Here is a 15015-nt window from a genome sequence, read left to right on the forward strand (position 1 = left end):
TGTAAAATGTTGGAATTATGAAAGGATATATATTTTTAATCGGTTTGTTGGGTATTCTTTGCTCGTGCGAGAATTATTACCACGATTCGGGTTTGGCGAACGGGAAGCACGATTGCACGATGTGGGAGTATTTCAAGAGCCAGCCGGGAGATTGGGATTCCACGATGATATTGATAGAACACGCCGGGCTGAAAGACGTGTTCGACGGGACGAACCCCGGGTATAAAGAGATCACGTTTTTCGGGGTGACGAATTTATCTATCGAACAGTTTCTCGTGAAAACGATAGATGATGATTGGGAACCTGTCTATAACCGGGTAAAGGATATTCCGGCTGACTTGTGCCGGGAGATGCTTTTATCCCATGTTATCGCGGGAAAGATGATGAAATCCGAATGTGCTCACGAGGTGAAAGGGACGCTCACGGGCGGAACAATGACAAAAACTTTATCGGGTGTCGAACTACGTGTTTACCGGACGAAATCGGGGTACGGCGGTATTCCCGACATCGGGGCGGAAGGATTAAGAATACACGCTCCCGTTAGCGGGAACATGGCCTCGATCGCCTCCGCCGATATTGAAGTGACGAACGGGGTGATACACGCGTTGGACTATACCTATCAACTCACGCGACTGTAACAATTGAAAATGCAAAATGTAAAATTGAAAATTATGAGAAGGATATTTACAAGTATTATCGGACTGCTGTTGATCGTGGCGGGATGTCAGGATATAACAGTCGGGTATTTGGAAACACGGGACGCGGTGTACGCGCCGGACAGTATGATCGTGAAAGCGGTGTTAGACCCGGAGATTGACGCGAGGCAAATAGAGTTTCAAATCCCGTGGCAAAGTACATCCATAGAGGGGATTCTGGGAACCGCCCCTATCAAGTATTCGATCAAGAATATAACCGGAGAGCACCCGGAAGCGACAAGTCAGTTCTCGATGCAGGGAGCGGGAATTATAAAATTGCCTTACAATCACACCGTGCCGCCGGGACGATACGTGATAAATATCCGTATCGAGAACGAGGGGTACACGGTTGAACTGGATTCCATGTACACGGTAATCGTGAAATAAAGCAAAATTGCTTTAACGCTGTAAAGTTAATTTCCGAACGTTTCCTTGTGCGAAGGAAACGTTCGGAACACACAATTTGAGAAATATTATCTCATCGGTTGACGTTATGGTTGACGGGAACCACCCATTTCGCCCAAAAATCAAGGCAATAAAAAAACAGCTACTTTCGTAACTGTCTGATTCTCCGTCGGGGTGACAGGATTCGAACCTGCGACCCTCTGCTCCCAAAGCAGATGCGCTACCGGACTGCGCTACGCCCCGAAGCACCTCTAAAATTTGTGGCGGAGAGAGGGGGATTCGAACCCCCGGTACAGTAATCCCGTACGACAGTTTAGCAAACTGTTGGTTTCAGCCACTCACCCATCTCTCCAATAGCGCTGACAAAAGTAGTGCTTTTTATCGTTCTTGCAAGCTTTTAAGGTCTTTTTTTTCTTTTTTTTTCAGGCAAGACGGCTAATAAACTAAATCTCAATACCTCCGAAACACATTATCTGGGGACAGGAACGGGTTTATTCTCCATTTTTTTCCATAACTGGTGACGGAATTTCTGTTCTGCCTCGAACATCAGCCACACTTTTTTAGCGGGCAACACTTTCAACAGCCTATCCGTGTATTCCTTCTTGATATTCCATGCCGCCTGCTCCGCATCCAAAACGGTTTTCAGATTCTTTTTCGCTTGTTCCTCCGTCGTTACCGGGGCTGTCTTTTCTTTTTTACAGGTCAACGCACGTATCTTATCGTTTTCAACCCGCATTTTCTGTTGCATCTCGTTATAGAGAGGCCAGAACACGACAGCCTCCTCCGGTGTCAATTCCATTTCTTGGGTAAAGAACGCTATTTTTTGGGCTTCAAACTCTTTGCGTTTCTCGTCGCTCAATTTACCCGATTGAGCGAACAACGAGAGCGAAAGTCCAACCATCAATATAATTAATCCAGCTTTTTTCATATATGATACCTTCTTTACATTTTTACCTGCGTTCAGCATACAAGAAATCCGCCACATCGGACTCCTGTGACAAATACTCGATAATCTCTTCGCGGGACGGGTCGAAATCCGTATCGAATATATACTCGTCCTCTTCTTGTGCGGCCGACGCTTTCTGTTCCGTTTTCTTTGCCAACATTTCATTATCATCTACTAAACGAGGCAATAGAAATTGCACGAAAAGCATCGCGAACACGAATAATCCCGCCAATCCCAAATAAGGCTTCAACATCTGCAAAGCCCCCGCGCGTTTGGGTTTCCCGGTTTCCTTCACCCGTTCCATCACTCGCTCCTCCAAGGAGTCGAAGTAACCGTCAGGTACGGAGAACGGGTTCTTTGATCTGTATTTCTCGTCTAAATTATCCATAATCATCCCTTTACATTCATTATTAATCAAACGTGGGCAAAGTATCCGAAATCTTCAAGCACTCCTCGATCTTCTTCACCGCATTATGATACGTCGCCTTGAGAGTCCCTACCGCCACATTCAATACTTCCGCGATATCCTCGTATTTCATATCATCAAAATACTTCATGTTGAAAACCAACCGTTGGCGCTCCGGTAACTTCAGCACGGCTTTTTGCAACTCGCGCTGAATAGAGTCCCCGCAGAAAAACGTATCACTCTCCAACTGATTCTCTAGCATGGGCGTAATCTCCTGCGAATTCCCGTAAGTCTTCCGACGCTTCTCGTTCAAGAAGTTAATCGCTTCGTTCGTTGCCACGCGGTACATCCACGTGAACAATTTCGCTTCGTAGCGAAACTCCTTCAGACCTCTCCATATCTTGATAAATGTATTTTGCAATACATCATCGCTATCATCATGGTCGATAACGATCTTCCGGATATGCCAATAGAGCCGCTCGCCGTATTTAGCCACCAGCGCGCGGAATGCTTTATCCTCACCGTTACCCGAGTGAAAAAGCTTTACTATATCTTCATCGCTCATTTCCTTCATTCTAACTCCTAAGTTTTAAAAGCCTTCTACACTAAGACAAGGTTTTATGTCAAAGGTTTATTCCCACACCTCTAAAATTTCAAATCCGAGAATTTCTTTTTCCCGCACAAGAAATAATCCAGAATAATACTACGGGGATACATTTCGGCAAACGGCTTCATGCCTGCCGGGATCGGGTATCTTTTCCTCAACTTCCGGAATGCCTTGTACGCTTGTATGATCGAACGAGTGTTGGCAAACTCTCCTTTCATCAGAAAAAGAGCCCCTGCCATACAATCCAACAGCAAACGCACGAAAAACACTTTCTGCCGGGAAGCCCCCCCGAGGTTCTTGTGCAACATCAACAGATTATTGCGATAATTCAAAAACAACTTCCGGGGATGATTCATGGGCAAGGAGCCTCCTCCCAAATGATACACCACGGAAGAAGGTACTACCTTTAATATATACCCGCTATTTTTCAATCGCCAACAAAGATCGATTTCCTCCATGTGGGCAAAGAAAGCCTCGTCCAACCCGCCAGCCTCCAGATATCGCTCCCGCCGGATACACAACGCCGCCCCGGTTGCCCAAAACACTTCCCGCTCATCATCATACTGCCCGGTATCGACCTCCGTGCAATCCATCACGCGGCCGCGGCAAAAGGGAAAGCCGAGATAGTCGATAAAACCGCCACTCGCCCCGGCATACTCGAATTTATCTTTCTCCCGGTAAGCCAATATTTTGGGTTGCACGGCAACAACACGCGGATCACGCTCCAAAGCATCAACCAACGGTTCCAGCCATCCCGGTGCAACCTCCACGTCACTATTCAACAACACCGCGTACTCTGCCTCGATCATCTCCAACGCCCGGTTATACCCTCCCGCGAAACCGAAATTATCTTCAAACAACACCCGTTCCACACTCGCGAACTCCCGTTCCAAACACCCCCACGAATCGTCAGAAGAATGATTGTCTACCACGATCACCCTTCCCAATTCCGGATTGGTATTCCGAATCACCGAAGGCAGGAATTCCCTCAACAACTTCTCCCCGTTCCAATTCAATATAATGACAGCAACACGCTTATACATTTTAGATTTTAGATTTTAGATTTCTAATTTTCCCCCGCACTCTCTATTCTCGAGTCTTAAACTTTCTTATGTTTCCATCGCTTGTGCGACCACAGCCAATACTGCGGCTCCTCGCGGATAAACGACTCCAGTAACCGGGTATGCATCTCGGTCAATACCCCCGGTTCCAACCCGGCAGGATTAGCACAAACATCAATAAACTCCACCTCGTAATAACCACGCTTTACTTTACGCATACGCACGGAAACAACAGGAAAATTGTACTTTCTCGCGATTCGTTCCGTCCCCAGTAAAACAGGAGTATCTTGATTCAAAAAGCGAGTCCAGAAATTAAGATTGTGAACATTGGGTGTCTGATCCCCGATAAATCCGGCTAAAAACAACTTTTTTTCCGAACGATAACGGGCAATCACCCGCAAGGTATCATCCTTGGCAACCAACACGGCACCAAACTTCGAGCGAATCGCTTTCATCATCCGGTCGGTCACCTTACTCCGGATAGGCTTATATAAAGCCAAAAAGTCGGCATCGTTCTCCCAAAGACTGTACGAAGACATCCATTCCCAATTGCCGTAATGCCCCAGCACGCCGATCACGCTCCTTCCCTCGTCAAAATATTTCTGCGGCAACTCCGTGTTTCGAAAAACACAGCGTTTCCGTATCGCGGCCTCGGACATATGCCACAATTTATACAGTTCGACCGACAGATCTGCCATATGCTTATAATACTTCCTCTCTATTGCCACTATCTCCTTCAAACTCTTTTCCGGAAAAGAGTTACAGAGGTTCGTACGCACCACTTCCCGGCGGTAACGGGACACGTAATATAGCAGGACATAATTTATGTCCGCGATAATATACAGCACCCGAAACGGCAAAAAGCTGATCAACCAAACAAGACCATATAATATATATGAAAACATAATCGCTAATAATAAATGTCAAAGATACATGTTTACGATAGAATTCCAAAAAGAAGTCTTCTCCGTTTTTTTAGTTAATATAAATTGGCAGTGTCAGAATAAATCATTATTTTCGTCAGTTGAATGCGTAAAAACAGGAATAGCTATGGAGCAAGAAAACTTACAACAAGCCGAGGAGTTGCAAAATAACGAGCAGCTTTCTTCGGACACTTTAAATGACGAAACACAAAACGAAGTTTCAGTTCAGGGTCAACCTACACCTATCGAGAAAACCCCCGAAAAAGAAGTTCCGGTATGGGATTTCTCCAGTTTTAACACGGATGAGATCATCTCTCACATGAAAGCTCTGATCGACGACTTTCCCGTGCAACGCTTGAAGGTACTGGACAGCCTGCCGCAAGTTTTCGAAGCACAATACCAGAAAGAATACGACAAAGCTCTCGCCGAGTACACGAAAGACGGAAGTCCGGCGGAAACATTCGATTATCAAGACAATTCCAAGGAGCGTTTTTATAGCGTGTACAGAACCTACCGCGAAAAGAAAACGGAATTTTATAAAAAACTGGAAGAGGAAAAAGAACAAAACTTAAAAGATAAACTCCAGATCATAGAGGAACTCAAAGATTTGATCCAACACGAGGAATCGTTGAATAAAACTTATCAGGATTTCAAAAACCTGCAAGACAGGTGGCGTAATACCGGTATGGTTCCGCAAGCACAAGCAAACAACCTGCTGGAAACATACCACCACCACGTGGAGAACTTCTTCAACTACGTCAAGATCAATAAAGAATTGCGTGATTTGGATCTGAAGAAAAACCTCGACGCCAAAAATACATTGATAGAACAGGCTACCGCCTTACTCGAAGATAACAATGTCGGCAACGCCTTCCGCCAATTGCAATCGCTCCATGCACAATGGAAAGAGATTGGCCCGGTTGCCAAAGAACATCAAGAAGAGGCGTGGAATCGATTCAAAGAAGTGACCGACAAGATCAATGACGCGTATCATAAATTCTTCGATACCCTCCGGGAAGAACAAGAAAACAATTTAAAATTAAAAGAAGAGATTTGCCGGAAGCTCGAAGAATACGCCGCCTTGAACATCGAAAAGATCTCGGATTGGAACACGGCAGCAGACGGAGTACTCGCCCTTCAAGAAGAATGGAAACACGCGGGCACCATTCCTATCAAAGAACGTAATCGCCTTTACAAGCGATACCGGGCAGCGTGCGACGCATTCTTTAACAAGAAACGCCAATACTTCCAAGAAATTCAAAATATGCAAAGCCAGAATCTGACAAAGAAAATAGCTCTTTGTGAAAAAGTTGAGGCTATAAAAGAAAGTACAGATTGGCGAGCAACCACATCCAAGATTATTGAATATCAACGGGAATGGAAGACAATCGGACCCGTGCCAAAAAAGGTTTCCAATAAAATATGGAACCGCTTCCGTTCCGCTTGTGACTATTTCTTTGACAGAAAATCCGAATTGGCAAAAAACTTGAATGCCGATCAAGTGAAGAATCTGGAACTCAAGAAAGCCTTGATTGAAGAGGTGCGCAACTTCCAACTGACAGGCAACACGGATGAAGATATCGAAACTTTGAAAGCATTCCAAACCCGTTGGGCTGAAATCGGATTCGTACCTATCAAAGAGAAGGACGCGGTTCAAACAGAATTCCGCAAACTGATCAACGCACATTTTGATCTACTTGACATTGACGAATTCGATAAAAACATCGAACGCTTCAAATCCAAGATCAACACGTTCGACAACAGCGACGACAAGGTTAGCAAGATCATCCAAGAAAGGGAAAAACTGGTAAACAAGATCAAGCAACTGGAAACAGACCTGCACGCTTGGGAGAACAATATCGGGTTCTTCTCCAAGTCCAACAAATCGGAAGATTTAATCCGGGAATTTACCGCCAAGATCGAAAACGCCCGCCACAAACTAAGTCTGATGCAAGAAAAGCTAAAACTTATCGACGGCATGATCTAAGAAAGATAAAAAGAGGGGCACACAGTTGCCCCTCTTTTTATGTTTGTATCATATTTTTTCTTACTTTTGTCGTTAAGTTTCGACATACTTGATCATTTTGCTTGTTATTCAGCAGAATAACAAACAGTTCAAGTATTTTCAAGTCGTTGGATGTAGAATATAGAAACAATTATAAAATATTTATATCGTGTCAACAAAATATGTATTCGTTACGGGTGGAGTTGCCTCATCTTTGGGGAAAGGAATCATTGCTTCCTCGCTAGCCAAACTCCTCCAGTCAAGAGGTTATAAAGTCGCGAACCAAAAACTGGACCCGTATATTAATGTAGATCCCGGAACCTTGAATCCCTATGAACACGGAGAATGTTACGTGACCAATGACGGTGCGGAAACCGATTTGGATTTGGGACATTACGAAAGGTTCACGAACATCCCCACTTCACAGGCCAACAATATCACGACCGGACGCATATACCAGAACGTGATTACCAAAGAACGCCGCGGAGATTATCTGGGAAAAACCGTACAAATCATTCCGCATATCACGGATGAGATCAAACGAAATATAAAACTTCTCGGCAGCCAAGGTGACTACGATTTCGTTATCACCGAGATCGGGGGAACCGTGGGCGACATCGAATCGCTGCCGTTCATCGAAGCCGTTCGCCAGTTACGCTGGGAGCTCGGGGAGAAATCCGTGTTCATCCATTTGACCTTGGTTCCTTATCTCACCGCGTCGGGAGAATTGAAAACCAAACCCACGCAACATTCCGTGAAAGCCCTTTTGGAAAACGGGGTACAACCGGATATCATCGTGTTGCGCACGGAACATGAACTGGGTTCCGACATTCGGAGAAAAGTAGCCTTATTCTGTAATGTAGACCCGAAAGCTGTCATTCAATCCATCGACGTCGACACCATTTACAAGGTGCCCATCAAAATGCGGGAAGAGAAACTCGACGAGATCGTACTCTCCCAACTGGGATTACCTTTAAAACACGAGCCGGATTTGGAATCATGGGAGCGTTTCCTGTACAAATTCAAAAACTACAATCGCAAAATAAACATTGCCCTCGTGGGTAAGTACGTGGAATTACACGACGCGTACAAATCTATCGTGGAATCATTCATCCATGCCGGTGCAGCCAACGACTGCAAAGTGAATATCAAATGGGTGCACAGTGCCCATGATATCCATGTAGACAATATCTGCGAACTCTTCAAGGACGTTGACGGCATTTTGGTTGCTCCCGGTTTCGGGCAACGCGGTATAGAAGGCAAACTGCTGGCTATCGAATACGCCCGCACCAATAACATCCCGTTCCTCGGTATCTGCCTCGGAATGCAAATGGCTGTTATCGAATACGCTCGCAACGTGATGCATCTTGAAGGAGCCGATTCTACGGAAATGGCACCAAAAACCAAATATCCCGTGATAGACCTCATGGAATCGCAAAAAGAAGTAACCGACAAGGGAGGTACCATGCGTCTGGGAGCCTACAAGTGCGTGTTAAAAGAAGGTTCCAAGGCCATGGAAGCATACGGCTCGAAAGAGATTGAAGAAAGACATCGCCACCGCTACGAATTTAATGGAGAATACACCGACCAATTCGAAGCAGCCGGAATGATCACGACAGGGGTAAACCCGGAAACAGGGTTGACCGAAATCGTGGAAATCCCCACGCACAAATGGTTCGTGGGAACTCAATTCCACCCGGAATACAAGAGTACGGTAACCAACCCGCATCCCTTGTTCGTGGCATTTGTAAAAGCGTGTTTATCATGATATTCCGTGATTGCCGATTCAATGATTCCCAGATTACAAGAATCACAGAATCGGCAATCAATAAATCACAGAATCAATAAATCACAGAATCAATAAATCACAGAATCAATAAATCACAGAATCAATAAATCATAAAATTTAAAATCAGTATATGGATAGAAATACAATAACCGGTTTAGTCGTTATCGCGTTAATGCTAATCGGCTACTCTTATTTCATGAGCCCATCGAAAGAGGAATTGCGGCAAATACACCGCCGTGACTCCATAGCGAGAGTGGAGGCTCAAAGAGCCGCCGCGCTGGAGAAACAGAGAGAAGCTGATTTCGCTTCACAACAGGAGGCAACGGCTCAAACCGCTACAAGTGTCTTCACGCAAGACTCTTCGGCTGTCGAGGAACAATACACGCTGGAAAATGACAAAATCAAATTGCATATCAACACCAAAGGCGGACGGATTGACTACGTGGACTTGAAAGACTACCGTACTCACGACTCACTCCCGCTTGTATTGTGGAAAGAAAACAAGAATGCCTTGGGAATGAATTTCTATGCCAGAAATAAACAGATCAACACCGAAGACTTGATCTTTGTTCCCAGCACGAACCAGAAAAACCTAATCGCCGCAAATTCCGAGCAAGTGCTCACCATGCGTGCATACGTGGAAGAAAACAAATACCTCGAATTTGAGTACAGGCTGGCACCCGACTCCTATATGGTCGATTTCAATATCAACACCTATAACCTTAACGACGTCATTGCCGCCAACACGAATTTCCTGACCCTTTACTGGAAAGTGGATATGCCGCAATTGGAAAAGAGCCGTGATTTCGAAAGTCGCTACACGGGAGTCTACTATAACTTCTCGAACAACGACGTGGAACACTTGTCACTTACCGGCGACGAGAAGACCGATCTGGCAACGAGCGTGAAATGGATTGCATTCAAACAACAATTCTTCTCCTCGGTACTTATCGCCAAAGAGTCGTTTCCAAACGCCGATGTTTCCAACACGACAAACAATACCCCGGGCTACTTGAAGAACGCCGAGGCAGAAATATCTCTCCCTTACACGGGAAAAGCTATCGAGAAATACGATATGCAATTCTTCTTCGGACCGAACTCCTACCCGATACTGAGAGAATACGGAAAAGACATAGAACTTCCCCAACTGATCAACCTCGGGTGGAAATGGATTGCTTGGTTTAACCGTTACGTGGTCATTCCGATTTTCAACTTCTTGGAATCAAACGTGACACTGAACTACGGTTTAATCATCTTCCTGTTGACGTTGATCATTAAATTGGTACTCTTCCCCTTGACCTATAAATCCTATATGTCACAGGCGAAAATGCGGGTACTCAAACCGCAGATTGACGAAATCAACAAGAAAATCCCTGCCGACAAAGCCATGGAACGCCAGCAGGCAGTCATGAAACTGTATAAAAAGGCGGGAGTCAACCCCATGGGCGGTTGTTTGCCAATGCTATTACAAATGCCGATCTTGATCGCCCTCTTCTACTTCTTCCCCGGTGCCATCGAATTGCGCCAGAAGAGTTTCTTGTGGGCTACCGACCTCGCGTCATACGACTCTATCGCCACGCTGCCGTTCAACATCCCGTTCTACGGCAACCATGTCAGCTTATTCTGTTTGTTAATGACAATCACGAACATCCTGTACATGTGGTATAACAGTAAGAACCAACCGCAAAACGACCAAATGAAAGGTATGCAGACCATGATGTATATCATGCCTATCATGTTCCTGTTCATCTTCAACAGCTACTCGTCCGGTTTGAGTTACTACTACTTCATCGCCACGTTGATCACCATCGTGCAAACTTGGGCTATCCGTAAATTCGTCAACGACGAGAAACTATTGAAACAAATAGAACTCGCCAAAACGAAACCTGTGAAGAAATCCAAGTTCCAACAAAGACTGGAAGATATGCAACGGATGCAAGAACAACGCATGAAACAAATGCCGAAAAAGAAATAACGTTCAAAAGAACTCGATTAGGGGCTGTATCAAAATTCTGATGCAGCCCCTTTATTGTAATTCCTATCGAGAACCCATTGTAATCCTACCCAAATAATACCGTAATCATCCCCCATCTCCGGTTGTCCTCCGTTTATTTCCCGAACATCCTATTATCTCCCATATAGAAACCCCGGGTATTCGCCGCAGCAAACACAGCACCACGTACTGATTACCCTAGTTCTTCGGTAGGATTACGATAGGTCTTCAGTAGATATAGGAAATATACCTTAAAAAAAACGCCACTCGTGAGAGCGACGTTTTTCTTCACTTATCATTTATTGTCTTAAATCTGCTTCAACAAATCAATCATCTCGATTGCCGTGGTTACAGCCTCGAAACCTTTGTTTCCGGCTTTCGTTCCGGCTCTCTCAACGGCTTGTTCAATCGTGTCGGTAGTCAAAACACCGAAAATAATCGGTACCCCGGTTTGTAAACCCACGTTAGCAATACCTTTGGTAGCCTCGTTAGCGACCATGTCGAAGTGAGGAGTTGCACCGCGAATCACGGCACCCAAACAAATCACGGCATCGTACTTCTTTGTTTCTGCCATTTTCTTAGCAACCAGCGGAATCTCGAATGCACCGGGAACCCAAGCCAAATCAATATTCGACTCGTCACCGCCATGACGCTTGAAAGCATCTACTGCCCCACCCAACAATTTACTGGTAATAAATTCATTAAAACGTCCCGCAACGATACCGATGCGCTGTCCTTCTGCTAATAATTTTCCTTCGAGTAAATTCATCGTTTTCTATATTTATTTGTTTTTCAATTCTTCTTTCAATCTCTCTACCTCTTCGCGTTCACGCACATGAAGCATGTGTCCCATTTTCTTGTACTTCGTGTACATGTAGAACTCGTTTTTCTCGTTACACGTCATCTCTATCGGTTCACGTCCCACGATCTCGATCCCGTACCCTGTCAGCCCGTTAATTTTCAACGGGTTATTGGTCATTAATACCATTTTCTTCACGCCAAGATCAGCGAGAATCTCTGCCCCGGTACCGTATTCCCGTAAATCGGCTTTAAAACCGAGTGCCAGATTCGCGTCCACCGTATCCATTCCCTCGTCCTGCAAGTGGTAAGCCTTCAGCTTATTAATCAACCCGATACCGCGACCTTCCTGACGCATATACAATAACACGCCACGACCTCTCTCGCCTATCCGGCGCATCGCCTCGGCAAGCTGGTCGCCACAATCGCAACGCAAGGAACCGAACACATCGCCTGTCAGACATTCCGAATGCACCCGACACAAAACAGGTTCGCCATCCGTCACGTCACCTTTCACCAACGCCACGTGATGCTCCCCGTTAATCTTATTCACGTACCCGTACGCTTTGAAGAAACCGTACTTCGTGGGCATATCCGCCTCTGTCACCCGTTCCACGAGCATCTCCGTCTGCCGACGATAAGTAATCAAATCCGACACGGTAATCATCTTCATCCCGTGTGCTTTAGCGAATTCCATCAATTCCGGAGTACGCATCATCGTCCCATCCTCCCGCATGATCTCGCAGCACAACCCACACTCTTTCAACCCGGCAATCCGCATCAAATCCACCGTGGCCTCGGTGTGTCCCATACGCTCCAACACACCGCCTTTCTTCGCCTCCAACGGGAACATATGTCCCGGACGACGAAAATCCGCTGGCTTGGCATCATCCTCTACCGCCTTCATTGCCGTAACCGAACGCTCCAACGCGGAAATACCCGTGGTTGTATCCACGTGGTCAATTGACACGGTGAAAGCCGTACAATGATTATCCGTATTCGTGGTCACCATTTGTTCCAAGCCTAACTTTGTCGTCAAAGCCTTGCTCATCGGCATACAAATCAAACCTTTAGCGTATGATGCCATAAAATTCACGTTCTCCAACGTGGCAAACTCCGCGGCACAAATCAAATCCCCCTCGTTCTCACGATCCGGATCATCCACCGCGATAATCATTTTCCCGGCTCTCAAATCGGCTATCGCCTCTTCAATCGTACTAAACTTGAAATCTTCCATATCTTTGTTTTAAATTCTATATTTTAAATTCTCAAAACCCGTTCGCCAACAAAAAATCCAACGTCAATCCACCCTTAGGCTCCGCGGGAGATGCCGGACGCATTAACTTCTCCACGTATTTGGCAATCACGTCATTCTCCAAGTTCACGTTATCCCCGACCTGTTTCTTTACCAAGGTCGTTTCATCCCGCGTGTGAGGAATAACAGAAACGGTAAATACGCTATCCGATACCGACACCACGGTCAGACTAATCCCGTCAATCGTGATAGACCCCTTCTCCACAATATACCGCAACAATTCGCCAGAGGTCGCAATCGTCACCCGTATCGCATTTTCATCCTTTTCTCGCCCCACGATCTTTCCCATCCCGTCCACGTGTCCCGAAACAATATGTCCCCCCAATCGACCGTTCAAACTCAACGCTCTTTCCAGATTCACGGGACTACCTGCGCGTAACTCTCCGAGATTACTGCGCTGCATCGTTTCCGGCATCACATCCGCACAAAAACTTCCGCTATCAAAAGAAATCACCGTCAGGCAAACCCCGTTCGTGGCAATGCTATCACCCACTTTCAAATCCTCCAACACCTTTTTCGCCTTCACCTCCAGCACCACACTCCGGTTTCCCCGCTTGATACCTTTTATTGTTCCTATTTCTTCTATTATTCCTGTAAACATACTAATTTTAGATTTATGATTTTAGATTTTAGATTTCCCCGCTCAAATCCCCCGCTTTTAAATCACCAAATCTATTATCTTTTAATTTTTAACTTTTAGCTTCACGAGTATGTCCTGTCCCAAACACAACACGTCTGTTCTTTCTAAAGTGACGGCATCTGCCATTTTTTCAATACCGACACCTTCCACCGGGGTTTTGGCTTTTTCGCCTCCCACTATCTTCGGGGCGATAAAAGAGTAGACTTCATCCGTGAAACCACCGGCAAGAAAGCTGTAGTTCAAACCTCCACCGCCTTCCAACAAAATGGAATCCACCCCCATTTGTCCTAGTAAGAAAAGCAAGTTATCCACGTCTACCAATCCTTCTTTCTCCTCGCAAAGCAAAGTTTCAACACCCGCTTGCTTCAACGCTTCCAAACGTTCCTCCGCAGCAAAGCGGGTATGAGCCACAATCGTATGATATTTACCCGCGGTCTTCACAATTTGGCTATCCAATCCCAAACGGGCATTGCTATCCACGATAACCCGTATCGGCTGACGCACTCCCCGCCCTTCTATCCGGCAGTTTAATAACGGATCATCCGCCACGGCAGTACCGATACCAATCATTACCGCCATCAGACGATGACGCAACTCGTGCACGTAAGCCCGTGCTTCCGTACCGGTGATCCATCTCGAATCGCCCGACCACGTGGCTATCTTTCCGTCCAACGTCATCGCCGTCTTCAATATTACCCACGGACGCCGTGTCGCTATATACTTCAAAAATATCTTGTTTTGCTCCCGTATCGCTTCTTCTTCAACCCCACAAACCACTTCTATCCCCGCTTCTCTCAATAAAGACAATCCTTTTCCCGCCACCAACGGGTTCGGGTCAGGCATCCCGACAAATACCCGTTCAATTCCGTGTTCGATAATCGCCTCCGTGCAAGGCGGAGTTTTCCCGTAATGGCAACACGGCTCCAAAGTCACGTACATCGTCGCACCCCGGGCATCTTCCGTACAATTTTTCAACGCATTCCGTTCCGCATGCCACTCCCCGTAACGCTCGTGCCAACCTTCACCTATCACTCGTCCCCCCTTCACGATCACGGCTCCCACCATCGGGTTGGGATTCACGAATCCCGCTCCCTGTTCGGCAAGTTCTATCGCCCGCCTCATGTACTCGATATCTTTCTGTTTTACCATACGTGTTACTCCTTTCCAAAAACAAAATACCCCGAATGTAATACATTCGGGGCATAGATTTATATTGTACTAATATAATATCAATTACAATCAACATCTCTTCTATCATCCGGACTTTAACCGTCGGTTCCAGAATTTCACTGAATCAGTCCCTCGAAAGGGAGTCGCGGACTATAACCGCCGGTAGGGAGTTGCACCCTGCCCCGAAGAAACATTTCACGGAGGCAAAAATAGTAAATATTTTCACGAATACAAACAAATAAGGAAAGTATTCTGACCATGA

General features: G+C 45.9%; 14 protein-coding genes, 2 tRNA genes and 1 riboswitch. Of the genes, 5 read left to right on the forward strand and 11 right to left on the reverse strand.

Annotated features, from left to right (window positions below; genetic code table 11):
- Positions 1-17 precede the first annotated feature (17 nt).
- Together H8S64_RS16200 and H8S64_RS16205 are read left to right on the forward strand one after the other, a co-directional pair.
- Complete coding sequence (locus H8S64_RS16200) at positions 18-638, forward strand: fasciclin domain-containing protein (RefSeq protein WP_186977432.1); 621 nt, start codon at positions 18-20, stop codon at positions 636-638.
- Between the two features lie 33 nt (positions 639-671).
- Positions 672-1082, forward strand: a complete 411-nt coding sequence (locus tag H8S64_RS16205) for a hypothetical protein (protein ID WP_222621201.1) — start codon at positions 672-674, stop codon at positions 1080-1082.
- Between the two features lie 187 nt (positions 1083-1269).
- Here the strand turns inward: H8S64_RS16205 and H8S64_RS16210 are convergent.
- The 7 genes from H8S64_RS16210 to H8S64_RS16240 form a co-directional block, all read right to left on the reverse strand.
- Positions 1270-1343: transfer RNA gene (locus H8S64_RS16210), tRNA-Pro, on the reverse strand.
- A gap of 18 nt (positions 1344-1361) precedes the next feature.
- Positions 1362-1452, reverse strand: a tRNA-Ser gene (locus H8S64_RS16215).
- Positions 1453-1569: 117 nt separating this feature from the next.
- The gene (locus H8S64_RS16220) at positions 1570-2028 is read right to left on the reverse strand and encodes a hypothetical protein (RefSeq protein ID WP_186977434.1); all 459 of its coding nucleotides are present in this window, start codon (positions 2026-2028) and stop codon (positions 1570-1572) included.
- A gap of 22 nt (positions 2029-2050) precedes the next feature.
- Complete coding sequence (locus H8S64_RS16225) at positions 2051-2434, reverse strand: hypothetical protein (RefSeq protein ID WP_186977436.1); 384 nt, start codon at positions 2432-2434, stop codon at positions 2051-2053.
- Between the two features lie 22 nt (positions 2435-2456).
- Entirely contained in the window at positions 2457-3026 is a 570-nt protein-coding gene (locus tag H8S64_RS16230) for an RNA polymerase sigma factor (RefSeq protein WP_099289888.1), read from the reverse strand.
- Between the two features lie 71 nt (positions 3027-3097).
- Positions 3098-4102, reverse strand: coding sequence for a glycosyltransferase family 2 protein (locus H8S64_RS16235; protein WP_186977438.1), 1005 nt, complete (start codon positions 4100-4102; stop codon positions 3098-3100).
- A 56-nt stretch (positions 4103-4158) separates the two neighbouring features.
- Positions 4159-5025: a lysophospholipid acyltransferase family protein gene (locus H8S64_RS16240; RefSeq protein ID WP_186977440.1), complete on the reverse strand. Its 867-nt coding sequence runs from the start codon at positions 5023-5025 to the stop codon at positions 4159-4161.
- A gap of 145 nt (positions 5026-5170) precedes the next feature.
- On the opposite strand from H8S64_RS16240, the gene H8S64_RS16245 reads away from it, so the two are divergent.
- The 3 genes from H8S64_RS16245 to yidC all read left to right on the forward strand — a co-directional run bounded on the left by H8S64_RS16245 (position 5171) and on the right by yidC (position 10812).
- Positions 5171-7030: a DUF349 domain-containing protein gene (locus H8S64_RS16245; protein WP_186977442.1), complete on the forward strand. Its 1860-nt coding sequence runs from the start codon at positions 5171-5173 to the stop codon at positions 7028-7030.
- 187 nt (positions 7031-7217) lie between these two features.
- The gene (pyrG, locus tag H8S64_RS16250) at positions 7218-8816 is read left to right on the forward strand and encodes a CTP synthase (RefSeq protein ID WP_099289884.1); all 1599 of its coding nucleotides are present in this window, start codon (positions 7218-7220) and stop codon (positions 8814-8816) included.
- 151 nt (positions 8817-8967) lie between these two features.
- Positions 8968-10812 carry a membrane protein insertase YidC gene (gene yidC / locus H8S64_RS16255; protein ID WP_186977444.1) on the forward strand — a complete coding sequence of 615 codons (1845 nt, stop codon included), beginning with the start codon at positions 8968-8970 and terminating at the stop codon, positions 10810-10812.
- Positions 10813-11137: 325 nt separating this feature from the next.
- On the opposite strand, the gene ribH is transcribed toward yidC, so the two are convergent.
- The 4 genes from ribH to ribD form a co-directional block, all read right to left on the reverse strand.
- Complete coding sequence (ribH, locus tag H8S64_RS16260; protein WP_186977446.1) at positions 11138-11599, reverse strand: 6,7-dimethyl-8-ribityllumazine synthase; 462 nt, start codon at positions 11597-11599, stop codon at positions 11138-11140.
- Positions 11600-11611: 12 nt separating this feature from the next.
- Positions 11612-12865, reverse strand: a complete 1254-nt coding sequence (locus H8S64_RS16265) for a bifunctional 3,4-dihydroxy-2-butanone-4-phosphate synthase/GTP cyclohydrolase II (RefSeq protein WP_099289881.1) — start codon at positions 12863-12865, stop codon at positions 11612-11614.
- Positions 12866-12896: 31 nt separating this feature from the next.
- The gene (locus H8S64_RS16270; RefSeq protein ID WP_099289880.1) at positions 12897-13544 is read right to left on the reverse strand and encodes a riboflavin synthase; all 648 of its coding nucleotides are present in this window, start codon (positions 13542-13544) and stop codon (positions 12897-12899) included.
- An 81-nt stretch (positions 13545-13625) separates the two neighbouring features.
- A complete protein-coding gene (gene ribD / locus H8S64_RS16275; protein ID WP_099289879.1) occupies positions 13626-14732 on the reverse strand; it encodes a bifunctional diaminohydroxyphosphoribosylaminopyrimidine deaminase/5-amino-6-(5-phosphoribosylamino)uracil reductase RibD in 1107 nt (368 codons plus the stop codon).
- Between the two features lie 93 nt (positions 14733-14825).
- Positions 14826-14947: riboswitch (FMN riboswitch) on the reverse strand.
- Between the last annotated feature and the right edge of the window lie 68 nt (positions 14948-15015).

Origin of the sequence: Butyricimonas hominis, assembly GCF_014287455.1 — a bacterium.
Classification (GTDB): domain Bacteria; phylum Bacteroidota; class Bacteroidia; order Bacteroidales; family Marinifilaceae; genus Butyricimonas; species Butyricimonas muris.

What these genes read in the sequence shown, in the direction of transcription:
- H8S64_RS16200 (WP_186977432.1), top strand. Translation starts at nt 18, where the DNA reads ATGAAAGGATATATATTTTTAATCGGTTTGTTGGGTATTCTTTGCTCG.
- H8S64_RS16205 (WP_222621201.1), top strand. Translation starts at nt 672, where the DNA reads ATGAGAAGGATATTTACAAGTATTATCGGACTGCTGTTGATCGTGGCG.
- H8S64_RS16220 (WP_186977434.1), bottom strand. Translation starts at nt 2,028, where the DNA reads ATGAAAAAAGCTGGATTAATTATATTGATGGTTGGACTTTCGCTCTCG.
- H8S64_RS16225 (WP_186977436.1), bottom strand. Translation starts at nt 2,434, where the DNA reads ATGGATAATTTAGACGAGAAATACAGATCAAAGAACCCGTTCTCCGTA.
- H8S64_RS16230 (WP_099289888.1), bottom strand. Translation starts at nt 3,026, where the DNA reads ATGAAGGAAATGAGCGATGAAGATATAGTAAAGCTTTTTCACTCGGGT.
- H8S64_RS16235 (WP_186977438.1), bottom strand. Translation starts at nt 4,102, where the DNA reads ATGTATAAGCGTGTTGCTGTCATTATATTGAATTGGAACGGGGAGAAG.
- H8S64_RS16240 (WP_186977440.1), bottom strand. Translation starts at nt 5,025, where the DNA reads ATGTTTTCATATATATTATATGGTCTTGTTTGGTTGATCAGCTTTTTG.
- H8S64_RS16245 (WP_186977442.1), top strand. Translation starts at nt 5,171, where the DNA reads ATGGAGCAAGAAAACTTACAACAAGCCGAGGAGTTGCAAAATAACGAG.
- yidC (WP_186977444.1), top strand. Translation starts at nt 8,968, where the DNA reads ATGGATAGAAATACAATAACCGGTTTAGTCGTTATCGCGTTAATGCTA.
- ribH (WP_186977446.1), bottom strand. Translation starts at nt 11,599, where the DNA reads ATGAATTTACTCGAAGGAAAATTATTAGCAGAAGGACAGCGCATCGGT.
- H8S64_RS16265 (WP_099289881.1), bottom strand. Translation starts at nt 12,865, where the DNA reads ATGGAAGATTTCAAGTTTAGTACGATTGAAGAGGCGATAGCCGATTTG.
- H8S64_RS16270 (WP_099289880.1), bottom strand. Translation starts at nt 13,544, where the DNA reads ATGTTTACAGGAATAATAGAAGAAATAGGAACAATAAAAGGTATCAAG.
- ribD (WP_099289879.1), bottom strand. Translation starts at nt 14,732, where the DNA reads ATGGTAAAACAGAAAGATATCGAGTACATGAGGCGGGCGATAGAACTT.